Source organism: Celerinatantimonas sediminis (assembly GCF_046054195.1).
GTDB lineage: Bacteria > Pseudomonadota > Gammaproteobacteria > Enterobacterales > Celerinatantimonadaceae > Celerinatantimonas.
In genome coordinates this window covers 303,465-321,320 of sequence record NZ_JBEQCS010000001.1, presented here as the reverse complement: position 1 = coordinate 321,320, position 17,856 = coordinate 303,465, and the positions used below count along the sequence as shown (strand labels likewise).

18 protein-coding genes are annotated in these 17,856 nt (G+C 42.0%); 16 read left to right on the top strand and 2 right to left on the bottom strand.

From position 1 onward, the window contains the following. The first annotated feature begins 115 nt into the window (after nt 1-115). The 10 genes from ABTQ23_RS01520 (at nt 116) to ABTQ23_RS01475 (ending at nt 8,513) form a co-directional block, all read left to right on the top strand. On the top strand, nt 116-823 hold the full coding sequence (locus ABTQ23_RS01520; protein ID WP_408613851.1) for an immunity protein TsiV2 protein: 708 nt from the start codon (nt 116-118) through the stop codon (nt 821-823). A gap of 72 nt (nt 824-895) precedes the next feature. Beyond that, nucleotides 896-1,621 (top strand): immunity protein TsiV2 protein, encoded by a 726-nt coding sequence (locus tag ABTQ23_RS01515; RefSeq protein ID WP_408613850.1) that lies wholly within the window; start codon nt 896-898, stop codon nt 1,619-1,621. 29 nt (nt 1,622-1,650) lie between these two features. Then, nucleotides 1,651-2,355: an immunity protein TsiV2 protein gene (locus tag ABTQ23_RS01510; protein WP_408613849.1), complete on the top strand. Its 705-nt coding sequence runs from the start codon at nt 1,651-1,653 to the stop codon at nt 2,353-2,355. A gap of 71 nt (nt 2,356-2,426) precedes the next feature. After that, the gene (locus ABTQ23_RS01505) at nt 2,427-3,155 is read left to right on the top strand and encodes an immunity protein TsiV2 protein (RefSeq protein WP_408613848.1); all 729 of its coding nucleotides are present in this window, start codon (nt 2,427-2,429) and stop codon (nt 3,153-3,155) included. 203 nt (nt 3,156-3,358) lie between these two features. Then, nucleotides 3,359-4,063 carry an immunity protein TsiV2 protein gene (locus tag ABTQ23_RS01500; RefSeq protein WP_408613847.1) on the top strand — a complete coding sequence of 235 codons (705 nt, stop codon included), beginning with the start codon at nt 3,359-3,361 and terminating at the stop codon, nt 4,061-4,063. Between the two features lie 163 nt (nt 4,064-4,226). Then, complete coding sequence (locus tag ABTQ23_RS01495) at nt 4,227-5,015, top strand: DUF2931 family protein (RefSeq protein WP_408613846.1); 789 nt, start codon at nt 4,227-4,229, stop codon at nt 5,013-5,015. A 148-nt stretch (nt 5,016-5,163) separates the two neighbouring features. Then, the gene (locus tag ABTQ23_RS01490; protein WP_408613845.1) at nt 5,164-5,868 is read left to right on the top strand and encodes an immunity protein TsiV2 protein; all 705 of its coding nucleotides are present in this window, start codon (nt 5,164-5,166) and stop codon (nt 5,866-5,868) included. 205 nt (nt 5,869-6,073) lie between these two features. Continuing rightward, nucleotides 6,074-6,805, top strand: coding sequence for an immunity protein TsiV2 protein (locus tag ABTQ23_RS01485; protein WP_408613844.1), 732 nt, complete (start codon nt 6,074-6,076; stop codon nt 6,803-6,805). A gap of 184 nt (nt 6,806-6,989) precedes the next feature. Then, nucleotides 6,990-7,697, top strand: a complete 708-nt coding sequence (locus tag ABTQ23_RS01480; protein ID WP_408613843.1) for an immunity protein TsiV2 protein — start codon at nt 6,990-6,992, stop codon at nt 7,695-7,697. Between the two features lie 84 nt (nt 7,698-7,781). Next, entirely contained in the window at nt 7,782-8,513 is a 732-nt protein-coding gene (locus tag ABTQ23_RS01475; RefSeq protein WP_408613842.1) for an immunity protein TsiV2 protein, read from the top strand. 262 nt (nt 8,514-8,775) lie between these two features. Here the strand turns inward: ABTQ23_RS01475 and ABTQ23_RS01470 are convergent, their stop codons facing one another. After that, nucleotides 8,776-9,405 carry a LysE family translocator gene (locus ABTQ23_RS01470; RefSeq protein ID WP_408614047.1) on the bottom strand — a complete coding sequence of 210 codons (630 nt, stop codon included), beginning with the start codon at nt 9,403-9,405 and terminating at the stop codon, nt 8,776-8,778. A 153-nt stretch (nt 9,406-9,558) separates the two neighbouring features. On the opposite strand from ABTQ23_RS01470, the gene ABTQ23_RS01465 reads away from it, so the two are divergent. Next, a complete protein-coding gene (locus ABTQ23_RS01465; RefSeq protein ID WP_408613841.1) occupies nt 9,559-11,082 on the top strand; it encodes a YifB family Mg chelatase-like AAA ATPase in 1,524 nt (507 codons plus the stop codon). Here ABTQ23_RS01465 and ABTQ23_RS01460 read toward each other — a convergent pair whose 3' ends face one another. Next, nucleotides 11,083-11,775 carry a GntR family transcriptional regulator gene (locus ABTQ23_RS01460; RefSeq protein ID WP_408613840.1) on the bottom strand — a complete coding sequence of 231 codons (693 nt, stop codon included), beginning with the start codon at nt 11,773-11,775 and terminating at the stop codon, nt 11,083-11,085. 223 nt (nt 11,776-11,998) lie between these two features. On the opposite strand from ABTQ23_RS01460, the gene ABTQ23_RS01455 reads away from it, so the two are divergent. From ABTQ23_RS01455 to ilvD, 5 genes are all read left to right on the top strand, one after another. Next, nucleotides 11,999-12,490 carry a DUF6515 family protein gene (locus ABTQ23_RS01455; protein WP_408613839.1) on the top strand — a complete coding sequence of 164 codons (492 nt, stop codon included), beginning with the start codon at nt 11,999-12,001 and terminating at the stop codon, nt 12,488-12,490. 584 nt (nt 12,491-13,074) lie between these two features. Then, nucleotides 13,075-14,727 (top strand): acetolactate synthase 2 catalytic subunit, encoded by a 1,653-nt coding sequence (gene ilvG, locus ABTQ23_RS01450; protein WP_408613838.1) that lies wholly within the window; start codon nt 13,075-13,077, stop codon nt 14,725-14,727. Beyond that, nucleotides 14,724-14,981, top strand: coding sequence for an acetolactate synthase 2 small subunit (ilvM, locus tag ABTQ23_RS01445; RefSeq protein ID WP_131911261.1), 258 nt, complete (start codon nt 14,724-14,726; stop codon nt 14,979-14,981). Before ilvG ends, ilvM begins: the two co-directional genes overlap by 4 nt. Nucleotides 14,982-14,992: 11 nt before the next feature. Further along, nucleotides 14,993-15,919: a branched-chain amino acid transaminase gene (locus tag ABTQ23_RS01440; protein ID WP_408613837.1), complete on the top strand. Its 927-nt coding sequence runs from the start codon at nt 14,993-14,995 to the stop codon at nt 15,917-15,919. Between the two features lie 71 nt (nt 15,920-15,990). Further along, on the top strand, nt 15,991-17,829 hold the full coding sequence (gene ilvD, locus ABTQ23_RS01435) for a dihydroxy-acid dehydratase (RefSeq protein WP_408613836.1): 1,839 nt from the start codon (nt 15,991-15,993) through the stop codon (nt 17,827-17,829). Nucleotides 17,830-17,856: the final 27 nt, after the last annotated feature.

Sequence of the window (17,856 nt, the reverse complement as noted above, 5' to 3'; positions counted from 1 at the left end):
ACCGGCTACAATGAACTTTCTAATTACGATGAATTATTTCACTATCCTACTTATTTTACTACTTCAGCACAAAGACATCTGATAGTCCATGCTAACGAATTAGGCTGAACGAATAGTGAATCTTACAGAAGAAAAAATTTCTCAAATAGAAAATGCCCCTATTTTATTTGAATGGGAAACACTGGTGCCTTTAGGCCCTAATATGCATAAATTCCGATTAATTTTCTCATTAACAGCATTCTTCTTTTTGATTGGCTGTGGCATATATGCCGATGAACTTATTTTCTTTACAATTCTTGCTATTTTCATACCACCTACCTTTCAATTTTTTGTGGGTGCAGACTATCAGTATCATTACTATCTCACGCGCTATGGTTACTATTATACGAGTTACCAAAAAGTCCCTGAATTTGGCTATAAACTGACGGCAATATTTATGGTGTTAGGGGTAATAGTTGCCATTGTCGGCACCATGGTCATTGGCCCTATGGCCTTTGTGGGAGGCGGAATGTTTCTATTAACGGGTATCCTTGGGAAAGGGTTGCCGCTAGGGCCTGATATGACCAAGCACTATAATGCGTTCCACTTTGAATTTAAATATATTTTATTCTTAGTCATTGAGACTAAAAAAATTTGGTTAACAACAGAGCCGATGAAAACAGACTATACTATTTGCTTATATTACTCTTCTAAATATCAGAAAGAGATAATATCTGTTTTAACTAAAATTTTATCGAGCTCTGAAATTTATCGGGTTAAAACTACTGATGATTGGGCAGAACACCCAAGATTTAAAGAGTTAAAAGAAAACAAAATTGATTAGATTTAAAAAGCAACGGACAATCACAGCAATTAATCCATTTGTTTTAACTATTTAAAAATAGAAATATATCTAATGCCATTGGAATTTAAAGTTTTCATTGATGACGAAGACCTTCCTCTATATGAAAAAAGCAAACAATCGGATGCACTCTATGAGTGGGAGGCAATGGTTCCAGTCGCGCCCCCATGGTTGAAGTGGGCGGTACCGTTGGGTTTGGAATGTGTTGCTTTAATTCCTGTTTTAGTCGCAGGAACATTTGATATATTGGCTATTGGTTACTTGACTCTATCACTTGCGCTTTTACTATTTCTTACCTATGGCGTTATCGGGGCCGATTTGCACTATCAGTATCGGATCACCCCTTATGGCATTGAATGCAGCTACTATCAAAAAGCTGTCAAAGCCGTTTATAGTATCAATACCTTTTTTTGTGTGATTGGGATACCCGTGTGCATCATCGCTTTTTTGGTCATGGGGCCTTTAGCCTTTGTCGGGGCGGATGGGTTTGCCTTAATGGCATTCAAGCCGCCAAGACCCCATGGGAAGATTTTTTTCCATTCCGTTGATTACGATGCTGAATATGTTCTTTTTTTTCAAGAAAAAACCAATAGATTATTACTCATCGCCATACCGCATGATTATCGCATCGAGTTTAAAGGATTTGTCGGCACTCAAAAAGAGGCGATTAAGGCCCAATTAATGTCCTTATTTCATGTCCATGGTTACTATGAAGTGACTAATTCCGAAGAGTTATACAGCCACCCCGCTTTTCCAGAGGCTGCGCACCCTCGAAGATAGAGTATGCGTTCGATAGGCAAACCAACACTATGATAACCGCAGAAGAAAAGGCCAAAATAGAGTCCGCTCCTCTTTTATATGAATGGGAAATTTTACTTCCCTTAGGCCCTAATATGCATAAAGTCCGATTAATTTATGCACTAACTGTTTTTATTCTCTTCCTAGGATCCGCTATATACTTTAACGGAAATATCTACCTTATTATTAGCGCGATAATTATCCCCTCAGCCATCCAATTTTTTATGTGGGCAGACTATCAGTATCATTACTATCTCACACGCTATGGTTACTATTATACAAGTTACCAAAAAGTCCCTGAATTTGGCTATAAACTGACGGCAATATTTATGGTGTTAGGGGTAATAGTTGCCATTGTCGGCACCATGGTCATTGGCCCTATGGCCTTTGTGGGGGGCGGAATGTTTCTATTAACCGGTATCCTTGGGAAAGGGTTGCCGCTAGGGCCTGATTTGACAAGAAATTATGGAAAAATCAATCCAGAGTTCAAATACGTTATGTTTGTCATTATCAAACAAAGGCGGTTATCTATAAAAACTGACCCTTTAAGGACCCGAGAAAACATTTATTTAAATTATCCAGAAGCTCAAAAGGAAAAAATAATTTCTGTTTTTTCTAAAATCTTATCAAATCCCGAAACTTATCGTCTGAAAGATGAGGATGATTATTATGAACATCCTAAATTTAAAGAACTCATGAAAAATAAAGTTGAGTAAATATAAAAGCGACTGACAATCACAGTAAATATCTCATTCGTTTTTAAAATTTAAAAGACAGAAAACTATCAATGCCATTGGAATTCAAAACTGTTGTCAGCAAAGAAAGGCTTCCACGATATGAAAAAAGCAAACAGTCGGATGCACTCTATGAGTGGGAGGCAATAGTTCCATTTATTTCTCGTCGGGCGAGGTTATTTCTCACGATTGCTTTGGAATGCTTCATTATATTTGTTTTTTTAATTATAGGCGGATTGAATCTATTGGGAATTGCTACAACATTCCTTTCGACGGCAGTCTTGATATTTATTATTTACGGGGTTGCTGGGGCCGATTTGCACTATCAGTATCGGATCACCCCTTATGGCATTGAGTGCAGCTTTTATCAAAAAGCCGTCAAAGCCGCTTATAGTATCAATACCTTTTTTTGTGTGATTGGGATACCCGTGTGCATCATCGCTTTTTTGGTGATGGGTCCTTTAGCCTTTGTCGGAGCGGGTGGGTTTGCCTTAATGGCATTCAAGCCGCCAAGACCCCATGGGAAGATATATTTCCATTCCGTCGATTACAATGCTGAATATGTTCTTTTTTTTCATACGAAACTAAATAGACTATCACTCACCGCAATACCGCATGATGATCGCATCGAATTTGAAGGATATGTTGGCACTCAAAAAGAGGCGATTAAAACGAAATTGACGTCCTTATTTCATGTCCATGGTTACTATGAAGTGGCCAGTTACGATGAGTTATTTAGCCACCCCGCTTTTCCAGAGGCTGCACACCCTCGAAGAGAGTGATAGGTTTCCCTGCACGATGCCCATGATACTGGTTAGCGATTGCAATGACATAACGCACATATGAATGCAAAATAAGGGCACACGAATGGTCGCATAGATGGTCATCTTTGGTGAATGCATAAATTGCAACACACAAATTAGAAAAAGAAATATGTCAGACTAGACCAAAATATCCCTATGCGTTCCATAGGCAAACCGGCATTATGATCACAGAAGAAGAAAAGGCCAAAATAGAAATGCCCCCTCTTTTATATGAATGGGAAATTTTACTTCCCTTAGGCCCTAATATGCATAAATTCCGATTGATTTTCTCATTAACAGCCTTCTTCTTTTTGATTGGCTGTGGCATATATGCCGATGAACTTATTTTCTTTACAATTCTTGCTATTTTCATACCACCTATCTTTCAATTTTTTGTGGGAGCAGACTATCAGTCTCATTACTATCTCACGCGCTATGGTTACTATTATACCCATTATCAAAAAGTCCCTGAATTTGGCTATAAACTGACAGCGATATTTATGGTATTAGGGGTGATTGTTGCCATTGTCGGCACCATAGTCATTGGCCCTATGGCTTTTGTGGGAGGCGGCATGTTTCTATTAACGGGGATCCTTGGAAAAGGGTTGCCGTTAGGGCCCGATATGACAAGAAATTATGGAAAAATCAATCCAGAGTTCAAATACGTTATGTTTGTCATTATCAAACAAAGGCAGTTATCTATAAAAACTGACCCTTTAAGGACCCGAGAAAACATTTATTTAAATTACCCAGAAGCTCAAAAGGAAAAAATAATTTCTGTTTTTTCTAAACTCTTATCAAACCCCAAAACTTATGGAGTTAAAGATGAGGATGATTATTATGAACATCCTAAATTTAAAGAACTCATGAAAAATAAAGTTGAGTAAATATAAAAGCGACTGACAATCACAGCAAATCTCCCATTCGTTTTTAAAATTTAAATGACAGAAAACTATCAATGCCATTGGAATTCAAAACTGTTGTTAGCGAAGAAAGGTTTCCGCGATATGAAAAAAGCAAACAATCGGATACATTAGTATGAATTTGCTTATGAATACCAAAATGATTAAATCGCTCGCAATTAAAATCACCCTCTTAGTTGCATTGGTGCCACTAGTCGCCTGCCAAGCCCAGCCAGAACACACCAGTGATAGGGATCGTTGGCTAATCGGATATGTGGCCCCCAGTATTTACCCGGTGGAAATCAATAATATGAATGCTATGGATAAAAATGGCGAACCAATGGCAGCTATCGCAACGCAAATTAAAGCTGTAGGCCAAAGTATTCAATCGGTCCGCCAAACATTTCCCCATTATGATGGCTATGCCATTCCTTTAAGTGTATTTACGACTCAAGAAACCGGGCAAATGGGCATGGGGACTACAGAACTCCCCGATTATTTTGAGATCAACTGGACCTCGTTGGTCAACTTAAAGCTATATCAGACTCGCGTTAACATCACAAAAAAAATTCAGGATATCATTAACCATGGTACTATGTCGGCCCCAGTTGATAGACCCAGCGAACAAGAAGAATGCCATTACTTTGTCTTTAATTTTGGCTTCCTACCGGATGGCCGAGTGAAATTGTGGTTAGGCGGCTGTGGCCCATTTAAATATGTTGGAACGATTACTCCTTATAAAGCAATCTCGGAAGAAAAATTAGCATATTTTAGTCAGGAGGACATTGATGAGCAAAAACATTTTAGTCAACGAGCAACAGATTTAGGTTACCCTGATCCCCGTTATCATACCCCTTGGAATAAGGTCAATAAAGTGTTACATCGTGAATATGATATCCAACATAAAAAATGGAATGTCATTGAAGGGACGCATTAGTATGAATGTCATAGCTAAACAGGGCGAACCCATAGCGACAATTAGAATGCAAACCAAATTTATAGAACAAAAAGCGACTTAAGTAAGGTATTTGGAAGCCTTGAATAACGGGAATATTCATACGGCTTCCGTGTAAACAATCGGCATTATGATAACTGCAGAAGAAAAGGCCAAAATAGAAAATGCCCCTATTTTATTTGAATGGGGAATATTGGTTCCCTTAGGCCCTAATATGCATAAATTCCGATTGATTTTCTCATTAACAGCCTTCTTCTTTTTGATTGGCTGTGGCATATATGCCGATGAACTTATTTTCTTTACAATTCTTGCTATTTTCATACCACCTATCTTTCAATTTTTTGTGGGTGCAGACTATCAGTATCATTACTACCTCACACGCTATGGTTACTATTATACAAGTTACCAAAAAGTCCCTGAATTTGGCTATAAACTGACGGCAATATTTATGGTGTTAGGGGTAATAGTTGCCATTGTCGGCACCATGGTCATTGGCCCTATGGCCTTTGTGGGGGGCGGAATGTTTCTATTAACCGGTATCCTTGGGAAAGGGTTGCCGCTAGGGCCTGATTTGACAAGAAATTATGGAAAAATCAATCCAGAGTTCAAATACGTTATGTTTGTCATTATCAAACAAAGGCAGTTATCTATAAAAACTGATCCTTTAAGGACCAGAGAAAACATTTATTTAAATTATCCAGAAGCTCAAAAGGAAAAAATAATTTCTGTTTTTTCTAAAATCTTATCAAATCCCGAAACTTATCGAGTTAAAGATGAGGATGATTATTATGAACATCCTAAATTTAAAGAACTCATGAAAAATAAAGTTGAGTAAATATAAAAGCGACTGACAATCACAGCAAATATCCCATTCGTTTTTAAAATTTAAAAGACAGAAAACTATCAATGCCATTGGAATTCAAAACTGTTGTCAGCAAAGAAAGGCTTCCACGATATGAAAAAAGCAAACAGTCAGATGTACTCTATGAGTGGGAGTCAATGGTTCGATCATTCCATCTTCACCTCGGTAAAAGACAAATATGAATTCAGATGATAGAAAGTCAAGGATAGATTCATCGGCGGCTTTGCTGGAGTGGAAAATTATCGTTCCATATCATACAGAAAAAGCTAGACGACTTATGACTCTGTTTATTTTCTCATTATTTACTTTCTCATCAATAGCTCTAAATTATTATTATTATAATTTACTAGGAGTTTGTGCCCTAGTAGGTATGACTCTCTTAATGAGTTGGGTAACCTATTATGTGTTGATGGCCAACTATCTATATTCATATAAATTTACGAAGTATGGATATGTTTATGAGTATTACCAAAAAGTACCAAAAATTATGTACTACATCGCTCATTTTGTCATGGCGACAGGTGGGATTGTCGCCATTGTAGGATTTATCATTGTTGGTCCAAAGGCATTTATTGGAGGCGGGATATTCTTACTGATAGGCTTAGCTGCGGGGAAAAAAAACATGATCCCATCATCCAAAATAATCTATGAAAATTTCAAAGATGGTGACAAATATCTTCTTTTTTACATTCAAGATGAGAATGAAATGCTAGTTATTAGCGACCCCTTTGACTATGAAAAGTCCCATTCTATTTATGTAAATAGTAAGATTAAAGAGCAAGTAAAAAAGGAAATCATTAAATTGGCTAAATATTGTGAGTGCTATGAAACACATTCATATATTGAGGCACATAACCACCCTAAATATTGTGAAGCTATAAATAGTGCAAACCAACAACTGCAAGGTTAATAAAGTATATTTATGTTTCTTTAAATAATCTTGAGTTTGGTGTACTGATAATTTTATTAAAAGATGATCACCGGCTACAATGAACTTTCTAATTACGATGAATTATTTCACCATCCTGCTTATCTTACGGCTTCAGCACAAAGACATCTGATAGCCCACGCTAACGAATTAGGCTGAGCGAATAGTGAACCTCACACAAGAACAAATTGCCCAAATAGAAAATGCCCCTATTTTATTTGAATGGGAAATAATTGTCCCTTTTGGCCCAACAGTTCCCATAATAAGACTGATACTATCACTAGTATTTTTCGCTGTTTTTATCGGATTAGGGATATATACAACCGCATATTTTCCATTCTTCACTTGCGCTATTTCTATACCCGTTAGCATTCAATTTTTTGTGATGGCTGACAACCACTACCATTACTATTTAACGCGCTATGGTTACTATTATACTCGTTATCAAAAAGTCCCTGAATTTGGCTATAAACTGACAGCGATATTTATGGTGTTAGGGGTGATAGTTGCCATTGTCGGCACCATGGTCATTGGTCCTATGGCTTTTGTGGGAGGTGGAATGTTTCTATTAACGGGTATCCTTGGAAAAGGGTTGCCGCTAGGGCCCGATATGACAAGAAATTATAGAAAAATCGACCCTAAACTCAAGTATGTCATGTTTATCATCACCGAAAAAAGAAAAATATCTATAAAAACTGACCCTTTAAGAACAAGAAATAACCTTCATTTAAATTATCCAGAAACCGAAAAAGAAAAAATAATTTCTGTTTTTTCTAAAATCTTATCAAACCCCGAAATTTATCGTGTGAAAGATGAAGATAGCTACCTTGAACATCCTAAATTTGAAGAACTCATAAAAAATAAAGTTGAGTAAATATAAAAGCAAACAATCGGATGCACTCTATGAGTGGGAAGCAATGGTTCAATCATTCCATCTTCACCTCGATAAAAGACAAATATGAATTTAGATGATAGAAAGTCAAAGATAGATTCAGCAGCGGCTTTGCTGGAGTGGAAGATTATCGTTCCATATCATACAGAGAAGGTTAGACGACTTATGACTCTGTTTATTTTCTCATTATTTACTTTATCATCAATAGCTCTAAATTATTATTATTATTATTTACTAGGCGTTTGTGCCCTAGTAGGTATGACTCTCTTAATGAGTTGGGTAACCTATTATGTGTTGATGGCCAACTATCTATATTCATATAAATTTACGAAGTATGGATATGTTTATGAGTATTACCAAAAAGTACCAAAAATTATGTACTACATTGCCCATTTTGTCATGGCAACAGGTGGGATTGTCGCCATTGTAGGATTTATCGTTGTTGGTCCAAAGGCATTTATTGGAGGCGGGATATTCTTACTGATAGGCTTAGCTGCGGGGAAAAAAAACATGATCCCATCATCCAAAATAATCTATGAAAATTTCAAAGATGGTGACAAATATCTTCTTTTTTACATTCAAGATGAGAATGAAATGCTAGTTATTAGCGACCCCTTTGACTATGAAAAGTCCCATTCTATTTATGTAAATAGTAAGATTAAAGAGCAAGTAAAAAAGGAAATCATTAAATTGGCTAAATATTGTGAGTGCTATGAAACACATTCATATATTGAGGCACGTAACCACCCTAAATATTGTGAAACTATAAATAGTGCAAACCAACAACTGCAAGGTTAATAAAGTATATTGATGTTTCTTTAAATTAATCTTACGTTTGGTGTACTAAGAGATTACTAAAAGGTAATCGACGGCTACAATGAACTTTCTAATTACGATGAATTATTTCACCATCCTGCTTATTTTACTATTTCAGCACAAAGACATCTGATAGCCCAAACTAACGAATTACACTGAACAAATAGTGAACCTTACAGAAGAACAAATTGCTCAAATAAAAAACGCGTTAGAGAGGGAAAATACTCGTTTATCTAAGAGATAATTATCTTTTTGAAGCAATTAAATGCACGCCAAAACCCATTAACGCAGCCCCTGCCAAAGACTCGAATAAACAACTTACTTTTAAATAACCGCGTTTAAATGCGCTTAGTGAAAATAGACAAGCGACAGCGCTGTACCAGCAAAGCGATAACAAAACCATCACCGCCACCTCAGCAATACCAAGGCTCACACTGACATGTGCCGGCATTGCCGCCGCCAACATACTGGCAATAAAAATCGCTGTTTTCGGATTGGTTAAGTTAGTGATAAACCCCTGACAATAATAATATTTATACGAGTGCTGAACATGAGCCCTATCTAGCTGTTTTCGATTCGATGGCTTAAGCGCACCATAGAGCATCTTGCTTCCCAGATAGATTAAATAGCAGCCTCCGACGAGTTTAATCGACCAAAAGGCCCACGGCGCAATCACAAATAAAGCGGTAATACCAAAGGCAGCGGCCAACGCCCACACAAAAGTGCCTGAGCAGATGCCAAAAACACTCATCAAAGCAGCCGTTCGCGAGGCTCGCAAAGCAACAGTAACCGTCAGCCACATATTCGGCCCGGGAGTTACTACGGCCAGCGCCCAAAGTGCACCGACACTTACCAACAACGCAAAATAATCCATCACAACTGCTCCTTGTTTAAAACCGTGCGTATTTCATTAAAGCGCGATGAACAGTATCCGACAAGTAGATTTAAAGCGCACTGGTGAATGCCATAAGACTTTTTCTCACCGCTCTGGCATAATTGATATAAAAATCAATAGAAGTTAATCGCAATGGAAAAACTAGCTGTTGTTTATTCACGCGCATCAATTGGATTAAGTTCACCACTGGTGACAATTGAGACACACTTGGCCAACGGGATCCCAGCATTCACGCTAGTGGGTCTGCCTGAGGCTTCGGTTCGCGAAGCGCGTGAGCGAGTTCGCAGCGCTATTTTAACTAGCGGCTTTGAATTTCCAGCGGCGCGTATCACTGTGAATCTAGCACCTGCCGATCTGCCCAAAGAAGGAGGCCGTTTCGATTTAGCGATTGCGATTAGCATCCTCATTGCATCAGCTCAGCTTCCCGAGGCACCCGTCAAGCAGTTAGAGCTACTGGGCGAGCTGGCTTTATCCGGTGAAATTCGCCATATTCCAGGCGCCATTAGTGCTGCAATGGCGGCAGTGGACGCCCGCCACAAATTGATTTTGCCACCAACCGATGCAGGCTCAGCGGCGCGAGTTGAAAAAGCACAAATCTATGCGCCTACAAGTCTTGGTGAGCTCGTCGCTTGGCTAAGCGGGCAACAATCACTTAACCTCACCGAGCCTGAAGAATTGCCGCTACAAGGTGGCATACCAAACTGTGGCGATCTGCGCGATGTTATTGGTCAGAACAGTGCTAAACGGGCATTACTTATCGCGGCGGCCGCTCGCCATAATCTATTAATGCTCGGGCCACCAGGAACGGGCAAAACGATGCTGGCAAGCCGTCTACCTGGAATTTTGCCGCAGCTTAGCAGCGCTCAGGCAATCGATGTTGCAGCCATTGAATCACTTGGCGCAAATGAGCGAGATTTAAGCCACTGGTACACGCCTCCCTTTCGCAGCCCGCATCACAGCGCATCAGCAGTTGCGTTAGTTGGTGGAGGCAGTAAGCCCCGCCCTGGTGAAATTTCACTGGCTCACCATGGCGTTTTGTTTTTAGATGAAATGGCCGAGTTTCCTCGTGTAGTTCTTGATGCTCTGCGCCAACCACTCGAATCTGGCGTGGTCCATATTTCCCGGGCAATGCAACAGGTGACATTTCCTGCTGATTTTCAGCTGATTGGCGCATTAAATCCAAGCCCCAGTGGCTATTATCAAGGCCATCAAGCCAGATCAAATGTCGATCAAATTCTGCGTTATCTTAGCCGCTTATCTGGCCCATTTTTGGACCGCTTCGATTTAAGTGTCGAGGTCACAAGCTTGCCCCCGGGCAGTTTAAATCAAGGACCGACAGGCAAAAGCACGTTAGAGCTTCGCGAGTTAGTTTACAAAGCCCGGCAGCGGCAATTAACTCGACAAGGATGTTTAAATAGCGAGCTAAGCGGCGCCATGCTCCGTGAAATAGCACCTTTAAATAACACTGAAGCGACTTTTCTAGAACAGGCGATAGAAAAGCTCGGGCTCTCCATTCGAGCTTATCATCGCATCTGGAAGGTTGCGTTGACCATCAGCGACCTAAGCCAACAACCATTAGGTCACGCCCAACTGGTTGAAGCACTCGGTTATCGAGCCATGGACCGATTGCTAAACCGCCTGACTCAAACCGTTTAATTACTGCTCAGCAAACCAGTCAGGATAACGTTCGCGAATCGATTCCATCACCTGTGGGAAATCATTTAAATGTTGCTGAATCAAAGTTTGAGCCTTTTCGGCATCTTTGCTAGCTAGCGCATCAATAATTGCCTGATGTTCAACTAAAACCTGTTCCATGGTCGATTCACGGGTCAAGTCAAGGTAGCGGACTCGGTCCATCACCGCTTTGACTGTTTCAATTGTATCCCATGCTAAAGGGCAATCTGCTGCGAGCGCCAATTGATGGTGAAAGGCATCATCGTGATGCAGAAATAGCTGATAATTTTGAGTGTCAATTGCATGTTGTTGTTGCGTTAACAGATAACTTAAAAACTCTATCTGTTCGGCACTAATCGACGCAGTTAGCCGTCCAATCAATGCACTTTCGAGGCTAGATCGGATCAATTGTCCATCCATCACACTCTTTATCGAAATCTGCGTCACATACGTGCCACGCTGAGGATACACTCGAACCAGAGAGCATTTAGCAAGCTGAATAAACGCTTCTCGCACTGGCTGGCGAGAAACATTCATAGAGGATGCAATCTCTTTTTCAGAAATAGCTCGCCCTGGTTCCAATTTACAGCTAATGATTGCCTGTTTAAGGTATTGGTATATTTGTAAACTCACTGCCGGACGATCAGCAATGGTAAAATCAGAAAATTCGTTCATAAACGATGCAGTTATCTATTTTTGTGACATTTGAAAACAGCAGATTCCACCTCCAAATGCCTGCTTTAAGAAACGTTTTTCCTAAGCATTTATAATTTACGTTCTTTTACTCTATCCTAACTAGACCTTGCAACCAAGGTTATATAATAGATTTAATATTTTTATTAATATGCGTGATGGTCGACTCACCGCAGCCTGAAAGTTCAAGGGAGCATAGATCGTTATGAAAAAGGCAAATCACTCATTTATTCGCATCAGCGCGTTGCTGACTGCTATTATTGCAGGCACAACAATGATTGCGATCCCAGCGCAAGCCCAGCCTGGTGGTCCACCAGGACCTGGCGGTCCTGGGTGGTTCTGGGCAGGCCCTCATCACCACCATGGCCCATTTTTACCTGACGATGTTGCATGGTCAATTGTCGCAGGGGTCACCTACGCGATTATCGATGGTAATTACTATCGCCGCGAAGGGCCTCGCTATGTGTATGTCACACCGCCGACCCAACAGCCTGTGCAAAAAGTAATTATTGAACACAGCAATAGCAGCGCCGATAAGGCCAGTACCACGATTCTTCCCGGCACTATCGTTGATAAACTGCCGAATCAGGTGAAAAAAGTCACCGTGAATAATAAAGTCTATTATGTTGCGGGAGATATTTGGTACGTGGCGATGGCAAATGGCCAAGGGTACGTTGTAGTCCCCGCTCAGCTGTAATTTTTTGCCTTGCTTGAGCTTAAGTTAAAGCAGCAGTACTAGCTGATAAAAGGCTTATTGGTGCTTTAACTTAATTGTTCGACTATCTTAAAAATCTGCTTTGGTTAAAAACATCAAAGCTCACCGCCTTTCATTTGAGCCATATTTCTCTGGCGCTAGCATCTTAAATAAGCAAAAATTCAGAAAAAATCACTGTTCGTCAAATGGGCAATATCTAAGAATATTACTTATCCAGATGCTTTAATTAAAGTTAAACATTTCCCAATCATTTTAAAAATTAGTGATTCTTACTAATTTTCTTTTTGATGCTGCAATAGCCATACAAATTTTATACAAAATTAGTCTTGCGCCTAACTGCGGGGTGTGATACTTCTAAATACATCAAATGCAAACACTCATCGCTAAAGAAGATTTAAATATAATGAAACTTGTTGCTCTAGTCCTAAACGTCGTCGTCCAGGTGGTGATTATTCACTCGCCTGCGGGGCGTTTGTCGTTGCAACAAGCATAAGACAGGCGATTACTAAACCCCCGCACCGAAAGGTCCGGGGGTTTTTTTTTACATAAGAGTAAAGGGATCAACCATGAATGGTGCGCAGCTTATCGTAAACACGCTCAAAGCAAATCAGGTTAGCCAAGTTTTTGGCTATCCAGGCGGAGCGATTATGCCGTTGTATGACGCTCTGTATGATGGAGGGCTTGCTCATCAGCTAACTCGCCACGAACAGGGTGCCGCCATTGCAGCTATCGGCTATGCGCGAGCCAGCGGCAAAGTTGGGGTATGCATCGCCACATCAGGCCCTGGCGCAACAAACCTCATCACGGGCTTAGCAGATGCCATGATGGATTCAATCCCAGTTGTTGCCATCACTGGCCAAGTTGGCAATCCGGTTATAGGTACCGATGCGTTTCAAGAAGTTGATGTTTTGGGGTTATCGCTTGCCTGCTGTAAGCATAGTTTTTTGGTTAATGAGCCACAGCAGTTAGCGGCGACCTTGGATGAAGCATTTCAAATCGCTCAATCCGGTCGCCCTGGCCCTGTTATCATCGACATTCCTAAAGACGTTCAGCTCGCAACCATCACCACCAGCAATCCCAAACTTAGCCCGATTAATGACCCGCAACCAAGCCTCGATTTAGAGCTTATAGAACAAGCGCGAAGTTTGCTAAAGAGCGCGCAGCATCCCGTTTTCTACATGGGTGGCGGTATCGGGATGGCAAACGCTGTTGATGCTGCTCGCGAGTTTATTCATGTAACGCAGATACCATCGGTCACCACACTCAAAGGCATTGGCACAGCACTACCTGATACACCTTACTTTATGGGCATGCTGGGAATGCACGGCAATCCGGCGGCGAATTTAGCCGTTCAACAAAGTGATTTGCTGATTGTCGCAGGAGCCCGCTTTGATGACCGAGTCACAGGCAAACTCGATACCTTTGCGCCTAATGCCAAAATTATTCATATCGATATCGATGCCGCTGAAATCGGCAAACTGCGCAGCGCAGATGTAGCCATTAGCGATGATTTAGGCGAAGTTTTGCACGCTTTAGCGATGCCATTAACTATCACCGACTGGCAACAGACAACCGGTGAACTTATTGAGAAACACCGCTGGCGGTATAACCATCCGGGCAATGGCATTTATGCCCCGGCACTACTTAAACAGCTCAGCGATAAACTGCCAAGCCGTCACGTTATTGCCTGCGATGTTGGCCAGCATCAGATGTGGGTTGCCCAGCACATGCAATTTTCCCATCCAAGTGATCACATTTCTAGCTCTGGATTTGGCACGATGGGTTATGGCCTGCCCGCGGCTATCGGCGCAAAATTTGCGCGCCCCGAGCAAACCGTCATTGCGGTCAGTGGCGATGGCTCATTTATGATGAATGTTCAAGAGCTTGGCACGATTAAACGCGCCAAGCTTGCGGTCAAAATAGTCTTAATCGACAACCATCGATTGGGAATGGTTCGCCAATGGCAGGATTTGTTCTTTAATGGCCGTCAAAGCGAAACCGTTCTGGATGATAATCCCGATTTTATAACATTAGCTAGCGCCTTTGATATTCCAGGCGAAACCATCACCGAAAAGGATCAAATTGCCAACGCACTTGATCGCATGCTCAACAGTGAAGGTCCCTACCTGTTGCATGTGGCTATCGACGAAAAAGAAAACGTCTGGCCACTGGTTCCACCCGGTGCAGCTAACCATCAAATGCTGGAGGATCAGGCATGAATCAGCACACATTTGAAATGCAAACCCGGTCAGCACCGGAAGTATTAGAAAGAATACTACGCGTTACTCGTCATCGCGGTTTTACTGTAAAATCGATGCAGATGGACGAGCTGGGTAGCGAACAGGCTATTCGAATCCGTTTTACCGTTTGTAGTGAACGGTCAATATCATTGCTCTTTAACCAATTAAACAAACTTATTGATGTCGCCCAGATCAATGAGCTTTGCAACGATCAACAACAAAAGTGGGCGTAAAGGAAATACATATGTCAGACTCAAAATCTTCTCTTATCTGGTTTAACGGCGAAAACGTTCCACAAGAAAAAGCCACCGTTAGCGTCTTAAGCCATGGTCTGCACTATGGTACCTCTGTTTTTGAAGGTATCCGTGCATACAAAACAGATAAAGGCACTGCAGTATTCCGTCTGCAGGACCATGTTCAGCGGTTATTTGATTCAGCTAAAATCTACCGCCTGCAACAGCCATACACAAAAGAACAAGTAGAAGAAGCGATTCGCGATAACGTGCGAGTGAACGGGTTTGACAGTGCTTATATTCGTCCTCTGATTTTTGCCGGCAATGTCGGTCTGGGCGTAGGTTCAGCACAGGGTAAAAACTGTGAAGTGATCGTTGCATCAATGCAGTGGGGAGCTTATTTAGGAGAAGAGGCTCTGGAACAAGGGATCGATGTCTGTGTAAGTTCTTGGAGCCGGGTTGCACCAAACACCTTGCCAACCGGTGCGAAAGCAGGTGGTAACTATCTGTCTTCACAGCTCATCAATGAAGAATCACATCGCCATGGTTATGCCGAAGGTCTGGCACTGGATGTCAATGGCCTGTTAAGTGAAGGCTCTGGTGAAAACGTCTTCTTGGTTAAAAAAGGCAAATTGTACACACCACCTCTGAGCGCTTGTATTCTGCCTGGGATCACTCGTGACACCATCGCTCACCTGGCAAATCGTCTGGGTATCGAAGTGGTTGAACAGAATATCGCGCGTGAAGCACTGTATCTGGCTGATGAAGTATTTATGTGCGGAACAGCGGCTGAAATCACACCCGTTCGCAGCGTTGACGGTCAACAAGTTGGTATCGGTAAATGCGGCCCTGTGACCAAACAGCTGCAACAGGCATTCTTTGGTTTGTTCAACGGTGAAACTGAAGATACTGAAGGTTGGTTGGATTACATCAACTAAGACTTATCGCCGGAAAAATTCTTTTCCGGCTTTTTTTTCGATAAAAAACAAAAAAGCAAAAGGATCAGATTATGCCAAAATTGCGTAGTGCCACAACCACCGAAGGACGCAATATGGCCGGAGCAAGAGCTTTATGGCGCGCCACCGGAACCAAAGATGAAGACTTTGGCAAACCGATTATCGCTGTTGTGAACTCCTATACTGAGTTTGTCCCGGGTCATGTCCATCTTAAAGATTTAGGAACACTGGTAAGCGATGCTATCTACCAAGCTGGTGGGATCGCCAAAGAATTTAATACCATTGCCGTCGATGATGGTATTGCGATGGGTCATGGCGGGATGCTCTACTCACTGCCATCTCGAGACCTTATCGCTGATTCAGTCGAATATATGGTCAATGCGCACTGTGCCGATGCCATGGTCTGTATCTCTAACTGCGATAAAATCACCCCCGGAATGTTAATGGCAGCAATGCGCATCAACATCCCTGTTATTTTCGTCTCTGGCGGACCAATGGAAGCGGGCAAAACCAAACTGTCAGACCAGATCATCAAATTGGATTTGGTTGACGCAATGGTCATGGCTGCCGATAAAAACATTACCGATGAGCAAAGCGAACAGGTCGAACGCAGCGCTTGCCCAACCTGTGGTAGCTGCTCAGGGATGTTCACTGCTAACTCGATGAACTGTCTAACCGAAGCACTGGGGCTATCTCAACCGGGTAATGGTTCACTCCTTGCAACCCACACAGACCGACGTGAACTATTTATCAATGCCGGGAAACGCATTGTTGACTTAGCCAATCGTTATTATAAAAATGACGATGCATCAGTATTGCCACGTAATATTGCTTCTCGCGCAGCCTTTGCCAATGCAATGTCACTTGATATCGCGATGGGCGGTTCAACCAATACCGTGCTTCACTTGTTGGCTGTGGCTCAAGAAGCGGGCGTTAATTTTACCATGAAAGACATGGATGCCCTGTCTCGAAAAGTCCCTCATTTATGTAAAGTGGCACCATCGTTGCAGACCTATCATATGGAAGATGTGCATCGCGCTGGCGGTATTATCGGCTTGTTAGCTGAGCTCAATCGCGGCGGCCTGCTCGATACGTCTGTTTCTAATGTGATGGGTGAAACACTTGGCGATACCCTTGCCAAATGGGATGTCATCACCACCGATGATGAACAAGTTAAAACCTTCTATCGCGCAGGACCTGCTGGCATTCGCACCACCAAAGCATTTAGCCAAGAGTGTCGCTGGGATGAACTCGATACCGACCGTGAAAAAGGCTGTATCCGCAACATCGAACATGCTTACAACCGTGAAGGCGGCTTGGCGGTCTTAAGTGGGAATTTGGCAGCCGATGGTTGTGTGGTTAAAACAGCGGGTGTTGACGAATCTATCTTCAAATTCCAAGGACCTGCGGTTGTTTTTGAAAGCCAAGATGACGCAGTTGAAGGCATCTTAAATAACCAGGTTAAAGCTGGCGATGTGGTTGTCATTCGATATGAAGGCCCTAAAGGTGGCCCGGGCATGCAAGAGATGCTCTATCCAACCAGTTATCTGAAATCAGTTGGCTTGGGTAAAGCCTGCGCGCTGATTACCGATGGCCGTTTCTCAGGGGGAACATCCGGATTGTCGATTGGCCACGTTTCACCAGAAGCTGCCAGTGGCGGCGTAATTGGTCTGGTTGAAACAGGCGATAGCATCGCCATTGATATTCCGAACCGTAGCATTGAGTTACAAGTTGATGATGCAACTTTAGCCGCTCGTCGCAGCGTAAAAGATGCCAGTGGCTGGAAACCGGTTAACCGGGATCGCCAAGTATCAACTGCGTTAAAAATGTATGCTCACTTTGCCACCAGTGCCGATAAAGGCGCAGTACGTGACAAAAGCAAATTAGACTAATCGCCACTCTGGCAGTGCGCTGCCAGA

What these genes read in the sequence shown, in the direction of transcription:
- ABTQ23_RS01515 (WP_408613850.1), top strand. Translation starts at nt 896, where the DNA reads ATGCCATTGGAATTTAAAGTTTTCATTGATGACGAAGACCTTCCTCTA.
- ABTQ23_RS01510 (WP_408613849.1), top strand. Translation starts at nt 1,651, where the DNA reads ATGATAACCGCAGAAGAAAAGGCCAAAATAGAGTCCGCTCCTCTTTTA.
- ABTQ23_RS01505 (WP_408613848.1), top strand. Translation starts at nt 2,427, where the DNA reads ATGCCATTGGAATTCAAAACTGTTGTCAGCAAAGAAAGGCTTCCACGA.
- ABTQ23_RS01500 (WP_408613847.1), top strand. Translation starts at nt 3,359, where the DNA reads ATGATCACAGAAGAAGAAAAGGCCAAAATAGAAATGCCCCCTCTTTTA.
- ABTQ23_RS01495 (WP_408613846.1), top strand. Translation starts at nt 4,227, where the DNA reads ATGAATACCAAAATGATTAAATCGCTCGCAATTAAAATCACCCTCTTA.
- ABTQ23_RS01490 (WP_408613845.1), top strand. Translation starts at nt 5,164, where the DNA reads ATGATAACTGCAGAAGAAAAGGCCAAAATAGAAAATGCCCCTATTTTA.
- ABTQ23_RS01485 (WP_408613844.1), top strand. Translation starts at nt 6,074, where the DNA reads ATGAATTCAGATGATAGAAAGTCAAGGATAGATTCATCGGCGGCTTTG.
- ABTQ23_RS01475 (WP_408613842.1), top strand. Translation starts at nt 7,782, where the DNA reads ATGAATTTAGATGATAGAAAGTCAAAGATAGATTCAGCAGCGGCTTTG.
- ABTQ23_RS01470 (WP_408614047.1), bottom strand. Translation starts at nt 9,405, where the DNA reads ATGGATTATTTTGCGTTGTTGGTAAGTGTCGGTGCACTTTGGGCGCTG.
- ABTQ23_RS01465 (WP_408613841.1), top strand. Translation starts at nt 9,559, where the DNA reads ATGGAAAAACTAGCTGTTGTTTATTCACGCGCATCAATTGGATTAAGT.
- ABTQ23_RS01460 (WP_408613840.1), bottom strand. Translation starts at nt 11,775, where the DNA reads ATGAACGAATTTTCTGATTTTACCATTGCTGATCGTCCGGCAGTGAGT.
- ABTQ23_RS01455 (WP_408613839.1), top strand. Translation starts at nt 11,999, where the DNA reads ATGAAAAAGGCAAATCACTCATTTATTCGCATCAGCGCGTTGCTGACT.
- ilvG (WP_408613838.1), top strand. Translation starts at nt 13,075, where the DNA reads ATGAATGGTGCGCAGCTTATCGTAAACACGCTCAAAGCAAATCAGGTT.
- ilvM (WP_131911261.1), top strand. Translation starts at nt 14,724, where the DNA reads ATGAATCAGCACACATTTGAAATGCAAACCCGGTCAGCACCGGAAGTA.
- ABTQ23_RS01440 (WP_408613837.1), top strand. Translation starts at nt 14,993, where the DNA reads ATGTCAGACTCAAAATCTTCTCTTATCTGGTTTAACGGCGAAAACGTT.
- ilvD (WP_408613836.1), top strand. Translation starts at nt 15,991, where the DNA reads ATGCCAAAATTGCGTAGTGCCACAACCACCGAAGGACGCAATATGGCC.